Origin of the sequence: Calothrix sp. PCC 6303 (assembly GCF_000317435.1) — a bacterium.
In the GTDB taxonomy this organism is placed as follows: Bacteria; Cyanobacteriota; Cyanobacteriia; order Cyanobacteriales; family Nostocaceae; genus PCC-6303.
In genome coordinates this window covers 1,888,831-1,913,541 of the sequence record NC_019751.1, presented here as the reverse complement: position 1 = coordinate 1,913,541, position 24,711 = coordinate 1,888,831, and the positions used below count along the sequence as shown (strand labels likewise).

Genomic DNA, 24,711 nt, shown 5'->3' with positions numbered 1-24,711 from the left:
TGAAAATTAGCAGCTATAATTAAACATTTTTCCATAACCTAGAATTCAATTAGCTTCACCTTGAAGTTACTTTGTTTTGAATTAGGTATAGTGCTAGGGGTTAGCCATTAGCTATAGTATATATAAATAAATACTAATAGCATTTTGAGAAGTTTGCTTTCTAACCGTTCTTAGTATACGTCTTCTAAAAGCATTTTCCTAAAATTTGCGTTTAGAAAACATAAATATCTATACCTCTCACTAGGTGAATCGTCTTAATGTGCCAAATTTCAAATGTACGACAAAGATCAAGTAATAAAAATCCACAGAACAAAACTGTCAGCATTCAAGACTGAAAACAAACGGTCGAACTAATTAATAATTTATCCCCGGTTATTTCTGGTGTGCAAAAAATAGCTTGAGCTTAGACTATCTCAAAGCATATTATGCTAATTAAGAATTTATGTCAATTGCTTAGAAGTGCTACGTAGGTTTTTTGTAAGAGTTTTACATCCACAGCTTGTTAATAGCTAGATTTTGGGCAGCTACTAGATGCTAGCTTGGATATAATCTACGGTAAGTCAATCTACTATATGTAGATTAATTCACACTAAAAATAATCTCATAGTTTTCACTAGAAAGCAAGGAACACACAAAAGCTTTCATCCTTGGTAAGGGTGAAATCCTTGTTTGCCTCTTTAGTTGTGATAAAGATAAGTGGTGTAACTCCACTGACTAAGGGCGGCAGCGCGTTTTGTATCCGGGTGGCAGCAATGCGGGTGAAAAGTTCCTCGACAAACGTGGGTTGTCTAAATACTCCCTATATCCATAGGGGCATTTTATAAAGGCGTAGCCTTTTAGGGCTTAGTTTGACGGGAAGAACATCTAAGCGCTAACTTCTCTCCGTTACAAAACATACTTATTATTTATTACTCATTACTCACTACTTATTTTTTAAGGGCATTACATTGACTTTGAAAGCAAAAGAGAGAAATACAATAATTTGAATTGTGTGACATGAACTTTTGCTCTAATTTGACTTTAAATTCTGTGTTAGATAAAGCACAATCGAATTCACTGTAGTCACTTTAGTCTGATAAGTTTAAGAGGAGGTAAGGGTTTTCTTAAATGTATATTAGTTAAGGATTGAAAATATTGAGTAACGGAAAAAAACTAGTATTTAGAAATAACTAGAAAGCTATATCGATGTATATTAATTTACCTCAAATTTCCTAGAGCTATGAACGTTGACCTGTGACGATATAAGCCACACGTTGACCGATGTTGGTGGCATGATCTGCCATTCGCTCTAAACAACGAATCGCTAATCCTAGTAAAATAAAGGGTTCTAGAACTCCTTTCACATCCTGTTGTTGAGCTAAGGCTTGATAAACTTCTTCGTAAGCTTGATCTACTGCGTCGTCTAAATCTTTGAGGCTTCTACCATTAACATCATCCAAATCCGCTAAGGCAACTAAACTGGTGGCTAACATTGCTTGGGCATGATGTGACATCATGGCAATTTCTGGCAATTTAGGATGGGAAGGGTAGGGAAACATTTTGACAGCAATACTACCTAAATCTTTGGCATAGTCTCCGATTCGTTCTAAATCACGTACCAGTTGCATAAATGCAATTAAACAACGAGAGTCATGTTCCATCAATGCTTGACGGCTCATGATGTTGGTACAGTCTACTTCTATTTGTTTATAAAAGCGGTCAATTTTTGTGTCTATTCGGGAAATTTGCCCAGATGCATTTAAATCACGAGAAAATAAAGCCTGATGACTTAAACGAAAGGATTGCTCTACTAGGGCACCCATACGTAGAACATCGCGTTCTAAACGGCGAATATCACGGTCTAACTGGGATGTTCCGGAATTAGGAGTACGGGGGTGGGCTTTCACACTTCCATTCTCAAACGAGAAGATACTTTTAACTATAGTCTTGAGTTGATCAGTTTGCCATTAATGCTGGTAACTCAATTTGTATCCATGCTCCACCAAATTCGGGGTGATTCATGGCTTTGATGGAACCGCCATGTGCGAGTATAATTTGCCGAACAATGGCTAAACCTAAGCCTGTACCGACAATTGCGATCGCTGAATTAGTTTCTGTCTTACTAGAACGGGATCGGGCAGTGTCTCCTCGATAAAATCGCTCAAATACTTGGGGCAAATCGACTTCTGAAAATCCGAATCCACTATCGATAATATTTACCTCTAGTGTTGGGGGAATAGTTGTATTTTCACAAATCACTTTTGCTTCAATGTGAATTTTAGCATGGGGTGGACTGTATTTGATGCTGTTATCAAGCAAGTTGATGAATACTTGATAGATTCTGGTTTGATCTCCCTTCATCCACAGATGTTGTGGTCCAGAATAGGTAAATTCAATATCTTGGCGCTGGGCTAAAGGTTCGAGGGTTTCCCAAACGGAGGTAATTAGCGATCGCACATCAAATTTTTGGTAGTTTAATTGGACGGTGGGGTTAGTTTCTAGTTGAGTCAAATCTAGCCAGCTTTGTACTAGATGAATTAACCTATCTACTTCCAACATTAAACGATCAACCCAACGTTTGAAGGGTGAAGCGTTTGCAGAAGTAGTTGTCCCCGGAAGACTTTCGCGGGTATCTAACCTATCTTGGAGTGTCTCCACCAACAAACGAATAGAAGTCAAAGGTGTGCGAAGTTCATGTGCTAAATCCGAAAAAGCGCGATCGCGTGCTTGGTTGAGTTCCTGCATCGGTTGGCGATTTTCCAGGAAGACACCAACTTTCCCCTGAGCAAGGGGTAAACTGGTTGCTCTGACAACTGTGGATTTCATTTCCTTCATGGCTGCGGTATTCTCGTAAGAAGGATGAAACACCCATTCTTTAACTTGAAGAATTTGGCGATCGCGTGTCAACTCAATTAGCCTATCCAACTCATAGGATCTAACTATCTCCAGAAGTAGACGAACCTGTCCCGGTTGCCAACGCTGCAAATACAAAATTTCCTGTGCTTTTTCATTGCACCACAGCAACTGATTTTCTTCATCAACCTGTAAATAACCTACTGGAGCAAATTCCAACAAATCTTTATAGGTTTGTAATTTCTGTTGTAGATGCTGCCGTTGATGCTGAACTGAAGTAATTTCTTGGCGCAAACTTGGAATCAGGGGTAATCCAACCCAATTAGAATGCACATTCAAAGGTCGTAAAACCTGTTCCAAATGGCGGTTTAGTTGAAACTGTTGCCACACCCAGAAGCTGATTCCAACAGCCAAACCCAAGCAAAATCCTAGTATCAACATTACAAAGTTGCCAGCATGATTAAATCAGTGAACAGTAAACAGTGAACAGTTATCATGGTTTCGCTCCTTGGATTTAACACCCACTTAAATCAGTGTAGATGAGTAGCGAGAAACCGCAGGCTACAGTAAACAGTGATTTATAGATATAGTAGATGATTTGAATCTCAGCCTCGACGTTCGCCTCTAACTGATAACTGTTAACTGATAACTGTTAACCAAAACGATAGCCAAAACCACGCACAGTCACAATATATTCAGGACGGCTGGGATCTTGTTCTAGTTTCTCCCGCAACCAGCGAATATGTACATCAACAGTCTTACTATCACCCACAAAATCTGGACCCCAAACTTGATCGAGTAATTGTTCCCGTGACCAAACTCGACGAGCATAGCTCATAAATACCTCCAGAAGTCGAAATTCTTTAGGAGATAAGTTTGCCTGTTGCCCTCGCACAACCACCCGGCATTCTTGGGGATACAACATTACGTCTTTGTATTGTAAGACGGGAGTCGCAGGTACAGTACTCAGACGTTGACGACGTAATAAGGCTCGACATCTAGCAACTAATTCTCTGACACTAAAAGGTTTGGTGAGATAATCATCCGCACCCACTTCTAAGCCCAAAACTCGATCGGTTTCGCTACCTTTGGCACTTAACATCAAAATTGGTACAGGGTTTCCTTGATGACGCAGCAAGCGACAGATATCCAAGCCGTTAATTAAAGGTAGCATCAAATCTAAAATCACCAAATCAAACTGTGGTTCTCCCGAATTCGGCTCATACCCTTTAAAATGGTCTACTGCCGAACGCCCATCAACAGCCGTTACTACTGCATATCCTTCTTCTTCCAGGGCTAAAACAAGCATTTCTCTGATCAATTCTTCGTCTTCAACCACTAAAACGCGGCTAGTTTGTCCAAAGTCCGCAGTGGGAGGATACTTGGTCAGTTCGCTAGTATGCATGGGTATCACAAAGTTTATTGTTTGTGCTTAATTATGTATGTCAATTTTTCTATACCCTGTGTGAAAATGGCGGAAATTACCACGGGCTAGTTATTCTGTAGCATACATGACAGTGTTCATCACTCAATATAAACCAATTACAATGCTCAGAATCAATTTTTTTTGATAGATGTGTAAATTTTACGGATGTTCATCACTGACGGTGTTTTTCAAGCTAATCAATAGCCTTTGATTAAATTAGTGAACAGTGAAAAGTTATCAAAGCCTATGGTGGGGGATTTAAACCCGCCACCAACGCCGACCAGGTTCTTTGTGGGGGACTCTTATTCCCAACGATAAACACATCACCCTTGACTGATAACTGATAACTGGTTAAATATGCCTCTGTATTGATTGTAGAAGTTACCGATTAATGCATATTTAGAGCCAGATGTTTAGATGAGTAAATCCGGATCCCCAACTTTTGTAAAAATCTGGAGATCTTATATTTGATCATTTGAGAATTCTGGGTCTCCAAATATTAAAAAAATATTATAAAATCTTCTTAGTTGAGTATTTTCTGCATATCAAGTCTATTGATCATCTATAAATTAAGTTGTATGACGAAAAGTAAAGCCGTCGGGGATCCCGACTATAGTCAGCAGTTGAAGGAATGGGATAACTCTGGCACTGTCTTGATTAAATCAATAGAGAATTAGCTATTTGTAGGAATTATATCTTTGTATTTATCTGTCGATGTTAGTGCTACATAACTATACTTTTTTTTACAAAAAAAACAGTAATTTCTCAATTAGTTGTACTTTCGTGAATTATAATGAAGAAAATGATATATAAGTACAGGTAATAACCAAGGGAAGAAATGCACAATAGCTAATAACTTAGATATGGGGGATGAAAAGATATTGATTAGCAAGCTTTTCAGCCTATGTAAATAGTTAATAAATGATTGCGCTGTCCCGGTTTAGTTAGTTGCCCGGAAACAAGTATATTGAATGTGTTTTTAAAGAAAATTGTGGCGCTCTAACCAGATGATGAATTCATTGGGTTAGGTGTTAACCGCAAAATGTAAATTTGTGTAAATTTTTTAGTATCAAGAGGCAAAGATCGGCGTGGGTCAGTATCAACCTGCTCAACTCAACCGTTATAATCCAGACGCGATCGCGCGTCACTACCGTTTACGTCCCTGGAAAGGGTGGGGAAGAACTTTTAAGATTATCTGGTATTTTGCTGGTTTTCTTCTGGGCTTGAAATTGGACGAGTGGCAAGGTTTAGTTGAGGAAAATAAACTCAAACGTGCCACACAGATGCGGAAAATTTTGACGCGTTTAGGACCAACCTTTATTAAAGTTGGTCAGGCACTTTCAACTCGTCCCGATTTAATTCGTCAGGATTTCTTGATGGAGTTGATCAAACTTCAAGATCAACTACCTGCATTTGATAACGCGATCGCATACGACCTGATTGAATCACAACTTCAACGCTCCATCTCCGAAATATTTAGCGAACTTTCACCTGTACCAGTTGCAGCGGCAAGTTTAGGTCAAGTTTATCGCGGTCGGTTATTAAGTGGCGAAGAAGTCGCAGTTAAAGTTCAGCGTCCTAACTTGCGTCCGTTGCTTTCATTAGATTTATACTTAATGCGGTGGGCTGCTGGTTGGTTGTCACCTTGGCTACCCTTGAATCTGGGTCACGATCTCACGCTGATTGTAGATGAATTTGGCACAAAATTATTTGAGGAAATCGACTACCTCAACGAAGCCAGAAACGCCGAAAAATTTGCCAATAACTTCCGCAATGATACCCGCGTGAAAGTGCCATCTATATATTGGCGCTTCACAAGCGATCGCGTTCTGACTTTAGAGTGGATTAACGGCTTTAAACTCACCGATACCCAAAGCATTCGCGCAGCTGGCTTAGATCCAGAAAAAGTCATCCAAATTGGTGTCACCTCTGGGTTACAACAGCTACTAGAACACGGATTTTTCCACGCAGATCCCCATCCTGGCAACCTTTTTGCTTTGCCCGATGGTCGCATGGCATACATTGACTTCGGAATGATGGATCAACTAGATGAAACTAACAAAGAATGTTTAGTTGATGCCCTAGTTCACCTCGTCAATAACGATTACAACGAATTAGCTGTAGATTTTGTTAACTTGGGTTTCTTAACCCCAGGTACAGATATTCGTCCCATCGTCCCCGCATTAGAAGCAGTTTGGAAAGATGCCCTAGGTAAGAATGTTGGTGATTTTAACTTCAAAACCATCACCGATAAATTCTCAGAACTAGTGTACGAATATCCATTCCGCGTCCCTGCGAAATTTGCCCTAATTATTCGTTCACTAATTACCCAAGAAGGTATTGCCCTCAGCCTCAACCCCGAATTTAAAATAGTTGAAGTTGGTTATCCCTACGTAGCGCGACGATTACTCAACGGGGAATCACCAGCACTGCGAAGACGCTTACTCAATGTCCTATTTAAAGATGGGAAATTTCAGTGGGAACGCTTGGAAAATCTAATTTCCATCGCCCGTACAGATAATAACTTCGATTTGCTACCAACAGCACAACTAGGATTCCAATATTTACTATCCGATGAAGGTAAATTTTTGCGGAGTCAGTTGGTATTAGCACTAACCGAAGATAACCGTTTACATACCGAAGAAGTTCAACGTTTGTGGAACCTAGTAAAAGCCGACTTGCAGCCAAATCGACTATTTAGTGTGGCATTTGACGCATTGACGGAGTTGTCAAGGGAAAGTGTAGCGGCAATTCTGCCCAAAACTCCATTCCTTGCTGTATTTGCCAACAATAATGATGCAACACACAAAGGCTAGTTTTTTATAACTCTCGGCAAACATTGGTAAATATTGCTAAACATTATTGGTGAATTAGAACGGGTTAAATTCTAATTCACCAATTTTTTGTTGTCAGAACCTAATGACGACGATTGTAAGGGTATTATGGCAAGTTTTGGTATTCCATTTGGAAAGCAAAGCACCCCGAAACAAACATTTTTTAGTGTAAAGAAATACTCAAGATGTTACGTGAAGATGCAAATTATCAAAAAATGTTTGCAGATGCCTTTGCAAGTGGAGAAAGCAACATTAATCTGAAGAATATCACGAAAGCGATCGCATCTTTTGAACGAAGCTTAATTTCCGTTAATTCACCCTATGACAAATATCGTTATGGAGGTGATCAGAATGCGATTTCCGCAGCAGCAAAGCGAGGAGAAACCTTATTTAATAGCGAACGTTTAGAATGTTTTCACTGTCACAGTGGGTTTAATTTTAGTGACTCTGTTAAACACGAACGGTTAGCGTTTGAGGAAATAGCTTTTCACAATACAGGACTTTATAATCTGGATGCTAAAGGGGCATATCCAGCAAATAATACTGGAGTGCATGAAATAACCAATAAACCAGCAGATATGGGCAGGTTTAAAGCTCCAACTTTGCGAAATATCACCCTGACTGCCCCCTACATGCATGATGGCAGTATTAAAACCTTAGAAGAAGTAATTGACCATTATGCCGCAGGTGGCAGAACAATTAGTAGCGGAGAATTCGCAGGTATCGGCAGTAAGAATCCTTTGAAGAGTCATTTTATTACTGGATTTGCTTTGAATCCCCAAGAGAAACAGGATTTGCTGGAATTTCTCAGCAGCTTGACGGATGAAGAGTTTATCAAAAATCCAGCCTTTAGCGACCCCTTTTAAAGACTTCCAGAAATTGAAGAACACAGTAAGCGTGTTTTGAGGGATACACGGAGTGGCTTCTGCAAGTAGCAAGCCACAGACAAGGCAGCTTTTGGGGGTCATCCGAACTCATTACTCATTATTCATTACTTATTACTCTCCCATCCCCAAAAAACAAACTAAGTTTTCGGGGTTTGAATCAGTGCAATGTCGCATAAACCACCAACCCCTCAGCACAAAAATTTACGTTACACCCTTTCCATGTCACATCCAACTTTCTAATTTTGATAAATGTTCATAGTGAACTGTGAGTTTTTGACTAGTGGCAGTTGCGAAACTGGCACTTGATAGATTCCGCGAGTAAATACACAAGCGATATTCTGTAGTAGTGCAAGGAGTGATACCGCTTCACATAATGTTTGCCACTGTTTATTCTCACAAAGCCCTTCCATCAAAGAGTTTGTGATTTTCAAGTGTTGCAGCAAACAGGTGAATTGGTATAAGCTTATACGGGGAAGCGCTGAGGTCGAAAAAAATCTCAGGCGCTTTTTTATGTGCGTATGTAAAAATTTTATACCAAGGGCACAAAAAAAATGTATTTTTTCACTCTCTCTGTAACTTAAGATAGATTCCGGATTTTGGTGATGTATCTAACATTGCCAATGTCAGATATTATCCCTGTTTGGAAATATATAGGACTTACGCATTGACAGGAAAGCTAGTTTATGTATTCAAGCGGCACAACTAGCATTCAAGTTATCCAAAACATATTCACGAATAACTTTTGTGAATAGATTCCTTTGTACTTCATACCAATTGTCAATGATGTTTTCAGAACGCATTTTCTCTAAACGAACAAATGCTTGAAGTGAGCAGAATATATGTGTTTTGATTGCGTGGCTATCTCTAACCATAAACCTACAAATGCCACATAGCTGTTTTACTGCTCTATGGAAACTTTCAATACCCCAATGTGTGTCATGAATAGTGATAAATTCAGTTCTAGTTATTTGTTGTAAGACTTCTTTCTGATTCTCGTCATCAGGCTGATAAAATATGTAGTGTCTAGAGTCTTCTTTCTTAAACACTTTCCTAAACAACTTTACAAATCCAAATTCTCTTAAATGAGTTATCAAACCTTCATCGTAAATCTCTAAAGTACTTACCTGACAGTACTTTCCAGGCTCATTTGATACTGTTCTATTTTTTTCAACTCCGAATAAAAAACCTAATTTCTGGTTTCTCAAAAATTTCAGATTTTCTACTCCTGAGTACCAACTATCCCCTGTGACTATTCGCGGCTTTAATCCCCAATCAGTCACTTCTATTAGCATCTCTTGGAAATAATCATTTTTGGTTTTTCCCTCCTTCTTATCGTATATCCTGTAATTTATGGGAACACAATTGCCTCGAATATCGCTGTAATAAAGTGTTATTAAATTTAAACCTTTAATCGTTTTATGATATTTACCAGACCAAAAATATCCAATTAATTCTGCGTATTTTGGGTTGCTGTACAGCTTTTCTATTACTGTATCATCAACACTTAAAATCCCTCCTTCTATATTGATTATCTCTTTTACTATGTCAAATAAATCTTTTGGCTCGTATCTTTCTCTCAGCAAAAACCTATTCACACTATCATGTGAAACATCTCCCAAGATTTCTGCCAATCGACTGCACCCTCCATGCTTTGGCTCCGATAGCAAGAACAGGGTGTAATGTTCCAAATTACATTGTGCTGTCGAGGGTTTGCTGATTTCTCTAATTGTCCGATACCTTGAAAGTAGACGACACCGTTTTCCAATGCATTATTTTACCATCCCGTCAATGCGTAAGTCCTAATATACTGTGGTTTGGATTGGGATCGCCCATCAGAAATAGAAAGACATATTTAACGAACTTTGGGGTTTAAGTCCCTAGCAATCAACGACGGCAGTCCGTTTGGGGTTGGGGTAGCAGTTATAAGCTGTCATTAGTGACTATGGAAATTTATATGGTGAAACACTACGTTAGATTTTTCATAAAAGGTAGTAAAGTATTGCTATGAGGTGCGGGCAAATTATGCAATGCAGCTGTTCCCACTTTGAAAAAGAGACTCTCATGGATATCCACCTAAAAAATTAGGTGGTTATGTCGTCTTTACAAAACCTGAACTCCCTGATATTTCCTATGGCTCGTCGTAAACCTTCATCTACAACTCAACCTGTTTCCGCTCCATCATTGGCTCTTTCTGATCTACATATTCGTCTGGGAGTGCTGGAAAAGGAACAACAGTCTTTACAAAAACAGATTAAAAAGAAACGAACAGAACTCAAAAATTTAATTGAGCAAATGCGTTCCTTTGCTACGGAAATGTACGCTAAAGTAGCTCCTGTTTTTCAGAAAATATCTGACATGGATCAGGAAATACATGCTTTATTTGATGAAATTTTTTCAACTCGCAAACTAGGAAAACAAACTCGTAAAAGTATTGAGTCTGTTTATCGTAACCTTCAAGAATCGGGAGTTATCAGCGCCAGAGCAAATACTGCTCAAAATGATGACGATGATGAGGATGAATTCAATTTCAATGATATTTTTGAAGATGAAGAAAATGTTGAAGAGTTTCGCCGAAGGTTTAGGGAGCATCAAGCAGCGCAGGAAGAACAACAATCGCCATCAGTAGATCGTTCTAGTGATGAATCCCGAAAAATTCGTCAAATTTTCCTGAAACTAGCAGAAATATTTCATCCTGACAAGGCGACAGAAAGCGAAATGCAAGCGCGTCACACAGAAATTATGCAGGAAATCAATAAAGCATATCAAGATGGTGATTTAGCTAGGCTTTTGGAAATTGAGCAGCAGCACGAAGTTGGCGAAGTAATTGATAATAGTAGTGAAGACGATCTCACCAGAAAATGTAAGCTGTTGGAACAGCAAAACAAAATTCTTAAAAATCAATATGAAAAGTTAAAAGGTGAATTGCGCTCCACTAAAAATACACCTGAAGGGGCAATAATTACTGATTACAAAAAGGCATCAAAAAAAGGCTTTGATCCGATGAATCAGATGCTAGAGGAAGCGAATTCTCAAGTGGAAGTAGTTTCAGAAATACGTGATTTTGTCAAGAATTTTCGTGAGCAAAAGATGACAATTAAGGATTTTCTAGCGGGACCAGAAGTTTTAAACTCTATGGAAGAGGAATCTATGGAGGATTTGCTAGATCAGATGTTTGAAGAATTGGGAGTTGTAATTAGATATTAATTTGTTGCGCTTTGGATTTGTAAAAGTGTACATTCCCAAACTAATCGAGGTTGAGCGTAGCAAAGTAGAGATTTACGGGTTTTTTCCAGTTGATTTAAAATTTCAGGTTTGTGGAGATTGTGCCAATAATATTGCTGAAGATAATTAATTAGCCATAATTGCGCTTCAGTATCTAGTTCTTTATCAATTTGTTTGGCAATTTCCAATGCTTGACGGTAGTTTTTGGGTATTTTGGTAAGGGTTTTGAGTAGGTCAGGGGGAATATTCTGTAATTGCTGGTAAAATGCGATCGCATCTCCCGGTGAACCCGCTGCCAGTCTCAATATCTCTGGATGCTGTAAAATTTCTCCCTGGTTATTTCGATTTAGCACCTCCACCATCGTTGCCGTATCCAAGCGTTGAAATGGAATCCGCTGACATCGAGAAATTAAAGTTGGTAAAACCGAATCCAAAGATGGTGCAATCAGAATTATGGTTGCTTTTCCTGGTTCCTCTAAAGTTTTGAGTAAAGCATTTGCCGCAGCTTCTGCCATTGTTTCGGCTTGCTCTAAAACTACCACATTTCTTGTCCCTAACATGGGAGGACGGCTGAGGAATTCGGTTATTTCTCGAATTTGTTCCAAACGAATCAGCGGGGGTGCTTTCCGCTTCAAACCCTTTTGTGCTGCTTCTTGGGGTGTTAATCTTTGTCCTTGATGTTGATATGTTGGTTCCACCCATAACAAATCTGGATGGTTAGATAATTGTTGTGGATGTTGGGATTTTTGAGATTGGGAAAATAACAATTCTATAAAACATCGTGCTGCTAAACTACGTCCAATTCCATCTGTTCCAATAAATATATATGCGGGTGCAATTCGATTTTTTTCAACAGCTTGGGTGAGTAATTCTATAGCTTGTTGTTGTCCTAATAATGGTGTGAAATAATTAGTAGACATGGAAAAATAAAATGTAGAATGGGAAATTTATTCTTAATTATGCTGGAATAAAGAGAGATGCGACATGTCTCTCTCTACAGGTATGTCAAATTTTCTATATCGCATCTTTTGAATAAATTCACCCCAAATCAAAACTGCAAATTGTTGGTTAAAACTTCCTGGATTTGCTTTTGTACAAGTTCTGGAGCTAAGCTAGCATCGATTTTTTTAACTCGTTGCGGTTGTGATGCGGCGATTTCGGCGTATCCTTGTTGAACTCGCAGATGAAATGTAATTTCTTCCTGCTCAATTCTATCTGCAATTTCACCGCTGCGACGTTTACGCTTTAATCCCACTTCCGCATCTAAATCAAACCACAGTGTAATATCACTTTCTAAACCACCCGTCGCTATTTGATTCAGTTGGTGAATTAGATGCATATCTAAACCACGTCCATAACCTTGGTAAGCAATAGTTGAATCAACAAAGCGATCGCATAAAATAATTTTCCCTTGTTTTAGGTTAGGTTTCAAATCTGCTTCAACATGTTGAGCGCGATCTGCCGCATATAATAGTAATTCAGTTCTATCAGCAATTGTTTCTCCCTCAGTTTTTTCCAACAACAAACGTCGTAACTTCACACCTAATTCTGTTCCCCCTGGTTCACGAGTCGTCACCACAGCAACACCGAGACTTCGCAACCATTCCCCAGTCATCTGCATTTGTGTAGTTTTTCCGCAACCTTCCACACCTTCAAACACAATCAATTTACCAGCCATGTTGCCATTATCAATTCAGATCTATCTCTAATTATCCTTCTTCTTGACACCACAGCGAATATTACTCTCTGCCAAGAGATACATATTTTAAAGCTACTTATTTTATTGGTCTAAAAATTAAATAAGTTCCACCTAATCCCTCAACAATGGTACGGGTATTGGCAACCATAAATTTCTGATATGTGTTGCCTTCAGCATCTAAAGTTAAGCTGTCAGGCATAATTTGACGTTCAGAATTTCTGACTTGTGCTTTGTTGCTAATAGAGTTAATTAGTTTAGGATTAATTTTACGAGATAGAAAAATTGTTGAAACTTTCGTATTTTGAATATTTTTGATTAACCGATCTAATTCAGCTTTCGATAATTCTTGTTGCCTATTCCTGTTAGTAAGAAGTGTCTGATAATTAAGTTTATATGCTTTTGTGTAATAACTTAAATTATCGTAATTACTTACAAAAGTTCTTTGATTAGGGGGTAAACTTGCAATCCGAGATTTTATCCATTTATCCAGTTGGGTTAATTCAGATTGTAGCTTCTTATTATTATTGCTATATAGTGTTGTATTTTCAGGGGCAATTTTTTTCAAATTATTAGTAATCAGAGTTGCCATTTTAGCGGCATTTGGAACATAATGCCACAAATAAGGATTAACATTTTTTTTATTTCCCTGCTGGACTAAAAGAGGCTTAGGTACAGCCATTTCTCCAACAGCTATTTTTAAACCAGAGGTTTTGCTTGTTTTAATTAAACTAATTAAATCTTTTTCTAAATTATAGCCGTGGTAAAGAATTAATTTAGCGCTACGGATAACTTGGCTATTTTCTGGTGTGGGCTTGTAGGTGCGGGAATCTGTATCATGAGGAATAATACATATCAAATTAATTGTCTTAGCTGCAATTTGTTTAGTCAAATCGCACAAAATACTCGTAGTTGCCACAACTTGGGGCAGGTTGTTAACTTTAGGTAAGGGTTTAGAAGTTGTGATTACATAATTTTTAGCTGTTTTTGGAGCGTTGTTACAGCTAATTAGTAAAAATTTTAGGACGAACAAAAGGATAAAGAATTTCCTCATTTTTTATATCATAGTTAATTTAGGTGATATTTTACTAATCAGTAAAACAAGCTCTGTGATTACTGTTTTTTAATATTTTATTCAGAGTATAGGAGCTTTAACGAATCTAGTAAACCAACCTGTTGCTCCTACTAATATGGAGAACCATCTTTGTGTGTTAAAGTCCATAAGCCACTGGTTTGTGTTGCTTTAAGGTCATCATTAGGGTATTCCACTTCATCCCCTTCTGCACGATCACCAATCTCAAGATATGTTACTTTTTCGTTAGAGCGATTGACAAGCTGATGAGCTATACCCGTACCTGCTTGAAAGCCGTAACATTCGCCAGGATGTAAAGTAAATTCTTGTTTTGCGATAATGAGGGTTGGAGTTCCTTCTAGTATGTAGATAAACTCATCCTGCTTCGAGTGACTATGGATAAGAGCAGATATTGCACCGGGTAAAAGATCAGTTAAATTGATCCCAAAGTTTGTCAGTCCAAAGAATTCTCCAAGTTTGCGTTTTAATCGACCCTCAACAAGTGAAGCATAAGGCTGTGGATATATAGTTTTACCCATTGCTGCTGGAATAGATTCTGCTGAAATCGGCGATTGACTCACGATATCCTCCTATTTGCCGCATACCTACCGATTATATGGCATTGGCAGATCCTGGAGCCTAAAAATAAATTACAGTTATTTTCAGTAGGACTTACGCAACTCGCATATTTTTTCTGTAGTATGTGTGACGCTGCGAGAATATTTGAACGAAGCAATCCGACTTATACCATCACGCACCAATCACTGATTGTGATACTTACATAAGCCATGTTCAGGCAAATAAATTAATGATTTTTGATGGTAATTCGGTGCGTATAAAGGCTCAGGAATAACGATTTTATATGTGATATCTTCTCTAGGTTTATTGCTAATCGATGTAAAGTTGAGAAAAAATTTTCTCAAGATAAAGTATCTCTAGTCAGTTTCTGGGCTAATCATACTCGTCTTTACATGAACCATTCATTTTATGGTTCAATTCTCAAATCAATAGGTTTATTTCATCCTTCCTATCAAGACAAAGATAAAATTAACGAAAATATTTCCTTATACCAATTTGAAAAAACAATGCGACAGATAGATATTTGTAGAGACGTAGCACTGCTACGTCTCTACTGTTTGATGTGTTGCAATCATTATTTGAATTGATATTAGAATTAATTTCTCAAGTTGATAGCATATGGAAGCGTAACTGGTATAGGGTTTTGTACCGAGCTATACCAATTGGAATAATTGGTTGAAATATTAGTTATGTCACAGGAAGGATGAGAATTAGAGATTTTTTTTTTACCTTATTAGGCATAGGTGAAAAAAATAGAGGGAAGCGGTTATGGTTCTTCATAAGTTAACAGATCTTGATTCTAGCCACGATGATGTTGCTTTAGAAAAAGATATTAAAGGCTTAAGTGTATATGTTGAAAGTACCGATGATAAGGTTGGTACCGTTGCTGACATTTTAGTAGACGAGGAAGGTAACTTCCGATACTTACTGGTAGACCTAGGGTTCTGGATTTTCGGTAAAAAAGTTCTGTTACCAATCGGTCGTTGCCGCATAGATTATGATGGCGATCGCGTCTACGCTGTAGGTATGACCCGTCAACAAGCTGAGTCCTTACCTGAGTATGATGATAGCCTTGCTGTAGATTACGATTACGAAGAAAGGGTGCGGGGTGTCTATCGTCAACCCAATGCAATTGGTGGTATTGGAACCCTTGAGAGCAGGGATTTGTCGGCTCCGGTTACACCAGTATATAACCGCGACACCTACACTTACAATGACGAACCAGACCTGTATGGAATGGATGAAGAAAACCACCAAACACTGCGTCTGTACCAAGAAAGATTAGTTGCTAGTAAAAAACGACAAAAGACTGGTGAAGTTTCTATCAGCAAGCATGTGGAAACTGAAACTGCAACAGTAAGTACCCCCGTTGAGAGAGAACGGGTTGTAATTGAGCGGGTAACGCCAGTAGACGCAGGTGTGGCAGTTTCCCCCGATAGTACAGCTTTCCGTGAAGGAACAGTAACTAACGTCGAACTTTATGAAGAAATTCCAGAAATCCGCAAGGAAACTTTCGTTCGTGAAGAAGTTCGGGTGAAAAAGGTAGTCGATCAAGACACCGTTGAATCCCAGGAAACAGTTCGTCGTGAAGAGTTAGACGTTAGCGCTCCTGGTTTACCAGTAGACCGCGCTTAAGGAATCTGCAATAGGTTCGGTAGATTCTTCTTAGTTGTCGGATGTTGTATCTCATAATTTTTTGAATCTAGTGGTTGCTGCGATTCCCGACTTCTTTGAGAGGTCGGGAATCTTGTCCAAAATTAGTGAATTCTAGGAAAAACATGATGAACGATCACGATATACTTCCTCCCAATAGTCCGTCGTTACAAGTAGGAGAGGAAGAAATTATTCGGCTACTGGCAGAAAAACTAGTTGTTAATTATAAGACGCGAAAAGTCGGTGAAGTGACTGTTCGTAAAGTAGTTGAGACTCGAATTGTGAAAGTGCCAGTCCGGCGTGAAAAGTTGATTGTGGAGCAGATTAGTCCAGAATACAGGCAATTGGCAGAAATCAACCTGGGGGAGGAAGAACTGCCTAAATTTGATTGGGATGAAGTACAAAAGCCAGAAAATGATCCAGTTACGGATGCTTTAATGGTGAGTGGTAAATTTGATTCACCGAAAGTAGCGAGTTTGTTATTAAACGCGATCGCACTAGAGCGCAAACATGGTTGTCAGCAGATTCATCTAACTATTACTGTCGATCACCCAGATACTCAAGCCAAATATCAAGAGTGGTTTGATCGTACATCCCTCAAAGGATCCAATCAACAATAGCCTCCCTCACACTAAAGGTAGTAAAATTTCAAATTCGTTCCCCCGATCACAATATGAATCGATGTCAGAATCCCCGGAACAGCGTAAATTAAACTCTCCTCCATGTCTGGCTGTAATAATTTTATAGCTCATACTTAAACTCGTTTCTTTTTCAATATATTTTTCGGCAGTGAACGATTCGATCATTTCCTGTCGCAATTCCCGACTCATTTTCTTACCATTATCAATAATCCGAATACTTACCCAACGAGAATCTGTTGAACATGATGACAAATCTTGACGAGAAACCACATTAGTTATCACCTCAATCCGTGGCTTATCAACAGCCTCGTTATTATATTTATATTGCACTGCCTCATTTAACAAAGTATCTATAGCCAAGCTGAAAACATTCATGAACACTTGGTTAATTTGTCCTAAAAAACAATAAACTGGAGGTAGATGTCCATAGTTTTTCACTATATCTATTTCACCTTTAATCCGACTGTTAATCAGCAAAACAACACTATCTATACAGGAATGTAAATCGGCTGGTTTCGGATAGACATTATCGATATGACAGAAATTTTGTAAACTTGTCACCAATTTCTTTAATCTTTCAGCACCTGCACTAATACTTGCTAGTGACTTTTTTAAATCTTCCTCTATGAACTCAAATTCGATATCTTGTTTAACATTTACAATTTCTTCCGAAGCATTGGGAAATTCAGAATCATAAGTAGCAATCAAATTCAATAACCCTTGGCTGTAATTACCAAAATGAGTTAAATTACCCCAAATAAAATTTACGGGATCTAAAATTTCGTGGGCAACCCCATCCACCAATCTCCCCAGACTCGCCATTTTGTCATTTTGAATCATTTGGGATTGACTACGCTCATAGCGTAATTGAGTTTCAATCCCCCTAATTTGCCATGCAGCGATATTTAATTCCTGCACATCCAACAAGCAATAACTATCAGGAGCGGTGTAAACAACGATAGGTTCTGCCATCAATCCTGATGTAGTTTGAACATTTCCAGAACATGAACGTCGTAGAGACTGTTGCATCGCTACCAAAATTGTAGTGGTGGATGATAGCAATAGAACTCCTGGGGAAATATAACTATGGATAATACTGAGCTTATGGTCATAAAATATCTCTTTTCCCAAGGGACGAATGGAAAATTCTAGAAACTGTCGTCGGGAAATCATCCCCACATACTGTCCTGAATCCAACAGGATGACTCCTGGTAGCTGAGGGTATTTCTCAAATACTTGTGCCAAATCACTACCTCTAAGCCTGTTTTTTTCCACCTGAAATGTATACAGAGGAAGCTCTTGAAGAGTTGATTCCAAGCCAAAGTCACTATTATTACCTTCAGATACAATTGGTACTAATACTTCTAATAGAGATTCTTGGGAACTTGAAACTCTGACTTTGACCATAATGCACCAATAAGTAAAAATGCTAACTTGTAAGCGGCTGTACCTAGCCTATGCCAATTTTATGAGAATCGGTATGTGGAAAATCACGAGAAGCGAATTAAAATTCAATATATTCAATATATTGTTACAGGCGATGCTTGTATAAGCATTATGCTAGTACTAACTTAAGTTGGGGCAGATTAGCTCATGGACATAAAGTTTAGAGCCGAAATTGAAAAAGCTGTGAAAAATTGATGAAATTCTATCCCAATTTAGAAATCTCTAAGATTAGTAAATACCTGCTTAGGTTATATTTAGTTACCCCTACTTGCTTTTGATCCCCATTTCGATAGAATAGCTTGACAGGACTGAAAATCTTCGTAGCGCTTTCATCAGCGATGCTCATGAATCAACTGAATAATGGTTTCACCATATTTCTCAGCCTATTAGTCGAGGCAATCCCATTTTTGCTGCTGGGTGTTTTATTTTCTAGTTTGCTTTTATTTTTAGTTGATGAACGCAAACTTTTAAAAATAGTACCCAAAAACCCTTTTTTGGGGGCACTTGTTGGTAGTATAGTCGGTTTCTTATTTCCCGTTTGTGAATGCGGCAACGTGCCAGTGGCACGAAGATTCATTATGCAGGGGATTCCCACACCTGTGGCAATCAGCTTTTTGCTGGCAGCACCAACAATTAATCCGATTGTCATCTGGTCAACCTGGACTGCATTTCGAGATCAACCAGAAATTGTGTTTTTAAGGGTTTTACTTTCTTTGCTGATTGCCACTGGGGTTGGCTATGTTTTTAGTTTTCAGAAGGATTTAACACCCATAGTTCAGCCTGCTATTACCCGCTACCTCAAATTTAATCCACCAACTTCACCAGAGACAAGAAGAAGTACAAATACTGGTAAGTCAACTCTCTTACAGTCTGGTACTTATATACTGGGAGGTCAAGCAGGAGGACAAATTACACGTATTTCTCCTGCTGAAGTAGCACCCAGCAATTCCGAAAAGCCCCTCAAAGAAAAACTACAATTAGTTTTAGAAAATATCATTCAGGAATTAAGAGAACTGGGTGCAGTCATGATTCTAGGTAGTGCAATAGCGGCTGCTATTCAGGTACTTGCACCTCGTGATTTAATTTTGAGTTTGGGTGCAGGTCCAGTTAGCTCAATTATTGCCATGTTAATTTTGGCTGTGGTTGTATCCATTTGCTCAACTGTGGATTCATTTTTTGCCCTATCTTTTGCTTCTGCCTTCACAGGGGGTTCGTTATTGGCATTTCTTGTGTTTGGACCGATGGTAGATATTAAAGGCATCGGCTTAATGTTATCTATTTTTAAACCACGAGCGCTATTCTATTTATTTATGTTGGCTGGACAACTGACATTTTTATTCACTTTGTTTCTGAATTTACATGTTTTGTAGTTGGGATGACAATTTTCCGTGATTATTTCAATGATTAATATTTAATCGTTTTCCTGATGTCTATTACACGCATTCAAAAACCAAGATTTTCTCCCAGAAAATTAGCTTGGCTCGATGTCATAGCAATTGCCGCTTGGGGATTTTTAATGTTGAAATACTGGTTGGCAGGACAGCTTGTACTGCTGATCCACCCTAGTTATATCCCCTTGGTAGTTGTTGCTGCTATTTGTTTATTAATAGTTGCTTTCCTCAAAGGGAAACAATTATTAAAAAGTCGTATAAATACAACCTCATCAGTTCAACATCTGGCAGTATTTCCACCTGGATGGGCTAGTTCTTTACTAATCTTTGTAGCGTTATTGGGATTTTTAATTACACCTAAAGTTTTTTCGAGTCAAACCGCTGGGAATCGCAGTATTAGTGAATTATTAGGACCAACAAGGGCTCAACCTCAATCTTTCAAGTCTTCAGTTCGTCCGGAAGATAGAACTTTGGTAGAGTGGGTGCGTACTGTGAATGTATACCCAGAACCAGATACTTACAAAGGACAAAAAGCCAAAGTCAAGGGTTTTGTAGTTCATTCTCCAGATATGGCTAAAGAATACCTGGTGCTATCTCAATTTGTTATTACCTGTTGTGCTGCGGATGCGTACCCCATTGGTTTGCCTGTGAAATTGACTGAGAGTCGAGATAAATATCCTCCTGATAGCTGGTTAGAAATTGAAGGACAAATGACTACAGAAGATTTTGATGGGAAACGTCATCTGACTATTGTCGCAAATTCAATTAAACCAATACCTCAACCGAAAAATCCTTACAGTTTTTGATCAAGAATAGGACTTACGCACTGTACAAAAGCGCTATGTTGTGAATTAACGTAAATAATTTGTTTCAGCCTTTTATGAATTACCCTTTCTTGTTTTCTATTGCTTGATAGAGAACAGAAAAATAAGCTTTAAATGCTGAACACCATACCGCCTATTTTGATTTTTCTGTCAATGCGTAAGTCCTAAAGTCCTAAACAATAAAAAACATACAGGATTAAAATAATTAGTAATACTCGCATTACGCGCAAAGCGACTTCCCGTAAGGGTAGCGAGAAGCAAGCTACGCAGTTAAGTTTTGCGACAGGGATTTAGACCCCGATCCAAAACGGACTGCCGTCGTGAGACAGGGGAATTAAATCCCTAAACTTTGTTAATAACATATACATAATTTTGACAGATGGTTACGAAAAAGTCGTTTTTATTACCTTTAGATCGGGTTGCGATTTCTGTTCTATTACTATTAAGTATCTTAATTGGGTTGCTAATTTTCCAGGGTGATGTGGTTAAGGCAAGTATTCGGAGTTTTAGCTGGCAAAATCAGAAAATAGGTGCAGATAACACATCATTTTCGCTGGTTTTTAGTCGCCCGATGGATACTAAAAGCGTAGAAGATAACTTAAAAATTGAGCCTCCGTTGGCAGGAAAACCCATTTGGTCGGGACGGAGGATGGTATACACTTTGTTAGCACCTGCACCCTATGGAACCAGTTATAAGGTGAGTTTACAGGATGCCAGAGATAAGTTTGCTGCAAAAGAAGGTAAGAATACCAAAACTTTTAAGGAATTTTCCGGTAATTTCAGCACACGCGATCGCATCATGGTTTATATCGGTGCCACTGCTGAAGATCAAGGTCGTTTAGTTCTTTATAATCTTACGCAAGAAAAAAAACAGGTACTAACTCCCGACTATTTGGTGGTGATGTATTTTCAAGCCTATCCCCAAGGTGATCGGATTTTGTTCTCTGCACGTCCCAAAAATAACCAAGATTTGCTGGCAGGACAAATATACAGCGTTACAACTGGTATCCCGGTGGAAGTAAATCAACCTGCCGAACCATCCGGTCGCGTTGATTTAGTACTTGATAACAAGGAATATCGTAACCTCAAATTCGATCTTTCCCCAGATGGACAAACTATCGTGGTTCAGCGAGGGAAAAAAGATAATTCTGGGGATTTTGGTATGTGGTTTATGTCCGCAGAAAAACCCGACTCTGAGAAAAAACCCACTTTAAAGCGTCTCAAAAGTCAGCCAAGTGGTGATTTTATGATCACTCCCGATAGCAAAGCCGTAGCTGTTGCCCAAGGTCAAGGGGCAGCAATCTTACCACTTCAGGAAGATGGTAGCAAACCCCTAGATTTTTTACCGCAGTATGGCTTAATCCAAGCTTTCTCTAAAGATGGTACCCAAGCGGCAATGGTCAAATTTAATGCTGACTTTAATAACCCTACGAAGTCCCTATTTTTAGTCACTAATGAAGGTGTAAATAAGGAGTTATTAAAAACAACTGGTTCCATTATGGGTTGTCAATTTGACGTAGGATCACCAAATTTATACTGCCTGGTTACACAAGTAGTATCGGCAGAAGAATATGTTGAACAACCCTATTTGATCGCCATTAACCTGAAAACAGGACAGCAAAAACCATTAGTAGTGCTTCCCGTCGGTCAGCGTAATGTGCAGATAAACTTAGCACCGGATGGACTAGGTATATTATTTGACCAAGTAGTTCCCCAAGATCAGAATGCGCCACCATCAGCCAGTGCTTTAACTACTTCTGACGGAGATGCGATCGCATCCAGCAGTTTATGGCTACTTCCCCTAATCCCTGCTACTGACAACACATCTGGTGATATCAAGCCTGAAGAACTACCTTTAAAGGGATTTTCCCCCCATTGGCTACCCTAAAAAATGAGTAATGAGTAATGAGTAATGAGTAATGAGTGAGTAGTCGGAAAATCCCTTACATACTTGACGGTGAAAAAAATTCATCGTGACTGCCTCCTGCCCCCTGCCCCCTGCCCCCTTCCTTGCCCCCTTCCTTGCCCCCTTCCTTGCCCCCTTCCTTGCCCCCTTCCTTGCCCCCTTCCCCCTGCTTCTTGCCTCCTACTAGTGACAAATTCACAATTGCGTTTTATAACAAAATATCTACATTAAAAAACTAAGTTGTGTAAAATGATTCATTGCCTAACCTTCTTCATTGATGGTAGTAATGGTAGTGGTTGTTAAAAATATCATCAAACAATAACTTATTACTGTAGGTGCTAGTTAACCTTGTAGATAAGATTAAAGCAGCAGGTAGTATGTGCTTTTTAGACTAAAAGTTGTGGGTGAAGAGTGATGAATGAGCCTAACACCCCAGATGATGGGGATTTAATCCAACCCCTAAATTCTGCGAGTCCGATATCGTTAGAGCAGGCTAGTTGTCCGTTTTATACTGTCATACCGACTGAGAGCATCGCCATAGCTAAGTTTTCTCCGATTGATGTGCAACAAAATCAAGGAGAAAAAGGCAGCACCTTTGAAGAGGCAAATTCTTCTCGACAACTGTCAAAACAAAGTTTAGGGGGCAAAGAAGAGCCAGAAGAGGGTTTTGAGGTGAGTCAAGATGAGGATCTTGAATCCATTTTTGCTTTAGATGACGGTTATTGGGAAAATCAAACTGGTGAAACTGAAGCCAATTCCTTGCCAAATCCTGGTGATTGGGTAACTGAACCTGATAGGGAAAAACAAGCGGCGATTAATGCAGAATTTCAGCAGTTACTGACGCTAAATCAAGAATTACGCCAAGCGAATGATGATTTGTATCAGCAAGTGGAGACTCTTACGTCTAAACTCAGTGAGTCGGAAAAAGCTTTGCAGTTACAAAAAAAACGCTCCGGTGTAACCGAATCAATCCTCAAAGAACAAGCTCAGGAGTTTGCTGCTACCCAAGAGCAAATTCAGTCACTGTATCAAAAATTAGACACTTCCGAGCAAAATGTTCAACGTCAAGAAACTTTAATTGAAACCTATAAAGCGCAGCTGGAATTTAGTCAGCAACGTTTGGCACAATTAGAGCGGGAATGCGCTTTGTTACAATCTCACCACCAAGAACAGTCACAGCACCTACTACATTCAGAAAATGCCTGTAAAGAACTGCGAACTCGATTAATGCGTCAGCAACGCCAGACTCTCCAATTTAAGGCAGCTTTGGAAAAATGCTTGGAGACTTCCATTCCCAGTGATGAAGATAGTGATAATGGAAACCAATCTTATCATAATTCCAACCGTCAATCCCCTCATGTGCGAAAATTTAAGTCTCTCTTAGCAAATGCTCAACCCATCAAGCCATGGTCAGCAGATGAAGAGGAAGCTGATATTGTTGGGGATATTTGGAATGATTCCCCTGGTGCTGCTTCACCCTGGCAAGAAAAACCTAATTTTGAGTCACATCAAGCAAATTCCAATTCCCACAGTTTGGAAGAAAAAATTGATGATGTGATTCAGATGTTTTTTAATTCCCAAACTCGAACAAATCCAGAAACCTCAAATCAAACAGAAAGCAGCGAACAAGAAGCTTTCAAAGACTGTTCACAATTTGAGGAGATTCCAACCTGGGGTGCTGCTGCATCTCCTTTGGAAACCACTATTAATCCCGATACAATTACTGTCAGCGCTGAAACTTCTTCGCCAGATGAACAGCAACCAGCATCATCAAAGGAAACTAATCCTATTCTCGCAGATGACTACTGGCAAGAAATATCACAACTCACTCAAATTGAGACTTTATCGGGAGAAGGAGAATATTTGGATCATGATGATGCCGGTTCTCCTTCTCCCATTGTTTACCCCAATCGTCCCACTAAAAGACGTAATTCTTTAGCTGCGGTGGAGTTGCCAAAGTTCAAATAAGAAGCAGGGAATAAGGGAAAGAAAAAACCTTAATGAACTAGTACGTCAAGGCAGTAGGCAGTAGGCAGTGGGGGAAAGCCGTTTATTGATTATTCATCAATTCCCGCAACCGAGCAAATATTCGATTGCGGGTATCCTCATCTGCTGATTCAAGTTGTTGATATAACTGTTGGAGTATTCCAAGTAAAAAAATACCCAATTGTCATTGCGAATGAAGCGAAGCGGAATGAAGCAATCTCATAGTCTCCAAGTCCTTGCGATTGCTTCGTCGTTCCTCCTCGCAATGACGGATTTTGGATCATTTATTTGTTGGAATACTCTTGCGCTTCTGGTG

The 24,711-nt window shown here is 39.0% G+C and carries 18 protein-coding genes; 9 read left to right on the top strand and 9 right to left on the bottom strand.

Annotated elements, in window-relative coordinates; genetic code table 11:
• Positions 1 to 1,217: 1,217 nt before the first annotated feature.
• From phoU to CAL6303_RS07865, 3 genes are all read right to left on the bottom strand, one after another.
• Positions 1,218 to 1,886 (bottom strand): phosphate signaling complex protein PhoU, encoded by a 669-nt coding sequence (gene phoU, locus CAL6303_RS07875; RefSeq protein ID WP_015197309.1) that lies wholly within the window; start codon positions 1,884 to 1,886, stop codon positions 1,218 to 1,220.
• Positions 1,887 to 1,935: 49 nt separating this feature from the next.
• A complete protein-coding gene (locus CAL6303_RS07870; protein ID WP_015197308.1) occupies positions 1,936 to 3,273 on the bottom strand; it encodes an ATP-binding protein in 1,338 nt (445 codons plus the stop codon).
• A gap of 211 nt (positions 3,274 to 3,484) precedes the next feature.
• The gene (locus CAL6303_RS07865) at positions 3,485 to 4,237 is read right to left on the bottom strand and encodes a response regulator transcription factor (RefSeq protein WP_015197307.1); all 753 of its coding nucleotides are present in this window, start codon (positions 4,235 to 4,237) and stop codon (positions 3,485 to 3,487) included.
• 1,109 nt (positions 4,238 to 5,346) lie between these two features.
• Between CAL6303_RS07865 and CAL6303_RS07860 the strand changes: the two genes are divergently transcribed.
• Positions 5,347 to 7,074, top strand: a complete 1,728-nt coding sequence (locus tag CAL6303_RS07860) for an ABC1 kinase family protein (RefSeq protein ID WP_015197306.1) — start codon at positions 5,347 to 5,349, stop codon at positions 7,072 to 7,074.
• Between the two features lie 203 nt (positions 7,075 to 7,277).
• A complete protein-coding gene (locus CAL6303_RS07855) occupies positions 7,278 to 7,958 on the top strand; it encodes a cytochrome c peroxidase (protein ID WP_238993784.1) in 681 nt (226 codons plus the stop codon).
• A gap of 710 nt (positions 7,959 to 8,668) precedes the next feature.
• Here the strand turns inward: CAL6303_RS07855 and CAL6303_RS07850 are convergent.
• Positions 8,669 to 9,646, bottom strand: a complete 978-nt coding sequence (locus tag CAL6303_RS07850; protein WP_083866358.1) for a transposase — start codon at positions 9,644 to 9,646, stop codon at positions 8,669 to 8,671.
• 463 nt (positions 9,647 to 10,109) lie between these two features.
• Between CAL6303_RS07850 and CAL6303_RS07845 the strand changes: the two genes are divergently transcribed.
• On the top strand, positions 10,110 to 11,183 hold the full coding sequence (locus CAL6303_RS07845; protein ID WP_041739232.1) for a J domain-containing protein: 1,074 nt from the start codon (positions 10,110 to 10,112) through the stop codon (positions 11,181 to 11,183).
• On the opposite strand, the gene CAL6303_RS07840 is transcribed toward CAL6303_RS07845, so the two are convergent.
• From CAL6303_RS07840 to CAL6303_RS07825, 4 genes are all read right to left on the bottom strand, one after another.
• Entirely contained in the window at positions 11,180 to 12,121 is a 942-nt protein-coding gene (locus CAL6303_RS07840) for a DNA polymerase III subunit delta' (protein WP_015197304.1), read from the bottom strand. The two genes, CAL6303_RS07845 and CAL6303_RS07840, sit on opposite strands and share 4 nt — an antisense overlap.
• A 128-nt stretch (positions 12,122 to 12,249) precedes the next feature.
• Entirely contained in the window at positions 12,250 to 12,879 is a 630-nt protein-coding gene (tmk, locus tag CAL6303_RS07835; RefSeq protein ID WP_015197303.1) for a dTMP kinase, read from the bottom strand.
• Between the two features lie 97 nt (positions 12,880 to 12,976).
• Positions 12,977 to 13,951: a metal ABC transporter solute-binding protein, Zn/Mn family gene (locus CAL6303_RS07830; protein ID WP_015197302.1), complete on the bottom strand. Its 975-nt coding sequence runs from the start codon at positions 13,949 to 13,951 to the stop codon at positions 12,977 to 12,979.
• Between the two features lie 131 nt (positions 13,952 to 14,082).
• Entirely contained in the window at positions 14,083 to 14,550 is a 468-nt protein-coding gene (locus CAL6303_RS07825) for a cupin domain-containing protein (protein WP_015197301.1), read from the bottom strand.
• Positions 14,551 to 15,316: 766 nt separating this feature from the next.
• On the opposite strand from CAL6303_RS07825, the gene CAL6303_RS07820 reads away from it, so the two are divergent.
• The gene (locus CAL6303_RS07820) at positions 15,317 to 16,183 is read left to right on the top strand and encodes a DUF2382 domain-containing protein (protein WP_015197299.1); all 867 of its coding nucleotides are present in this window, start codon (positions 15,317 to 15,319) and stop codon (positions 16,181 to 16,183) included.
• Between the two features lie 143 nt (positions 16,184 to 16,326).
• Complete coding sequence (locus tag CAL6303_RS07815; protein WP_144051012.1) at positions 16,327 to 16,821, top strand: DUF2382 domain-containing protein; 495 nt, start codon at positions 16,327 to 16,329, stop codon at positions 16,819 to 16,821.
• Between the two features lie 6 nt (positions 16,822 to 16,827).
• Here CAL6303_RS07815 and CAL6303_RS07810 read toward each other — a convergent pair whose 3' ends face one another.
• Entirely contained in the window at positions 16,828 to 18,249 is a 1,422-nt protein-coding gene (locus tag CAL6303_RS07810; protein ID WP_015197297.1) for an ATP-binding protein, read from the bottom strand.
• 383 nt (positions 18,250 to 18,632) lie between these two features.
• On the opposite strand from CAL6303_RS07810, the gene CAL6303_RS07805 reads away from it, so the two are divergent.
• From CAL6303_RS07805 to CAL6303_RS07790, 4 genes are all read left to right on the top strand, one after another.
• Positions 18,633 to 19,658, top strand: coding sequence for a permease (locus CAL6303_RS07805; RefSeq protein ID WP_015197296.1), 1,026 nt, complete (start codon positions 18,633 to 18,635; stop codon positions 19,656 to 19,658).
• Positions 19,659 to 19,714: 56 nt separating this feature from the next.
• The gene (locus CAL6303_RS07800; protein WP_015197295.1) at positions 19,715 to 20,485 is read left to right on the top strand and encodes a TIGR03943 family putative permease subunit; all 771 of its coding nucleotides are present in this window, start codon (positions 19,715 to 19,717) and stop codon (positions 20,483 to 20,485) included.
• A gap of 397 nt (positions 20,486 to 20,882) precedes the next feature.
• Positions 20,883 to 22,391: a hypothetical protein gene (locus tag CAL6303_RS07795; RefSeq protein ID WP_015197294.1), complete on the top strand. Its 1,509-nt coding sequence runs from the start codon at positions 20,883 to 20,885 to the stop codon at positions 22,389 to 22,391.
• A gap of 432 nt (positions 22,392 to 22,823) precedes the next feature.
• On the top strand, positions 22,824 to 24,377 hold the full coding sequence (locus tag CAL6303_RS07790) for a hypothetical protein (protein ID WP_015197293.1): 1,554 nt from the start codon (positions 22,824 to 22,826) through the stop codon (positions 24,375 to 24,377).
• Positions 24,378 to 24,711: the final 334 nt, after the last annotated feature.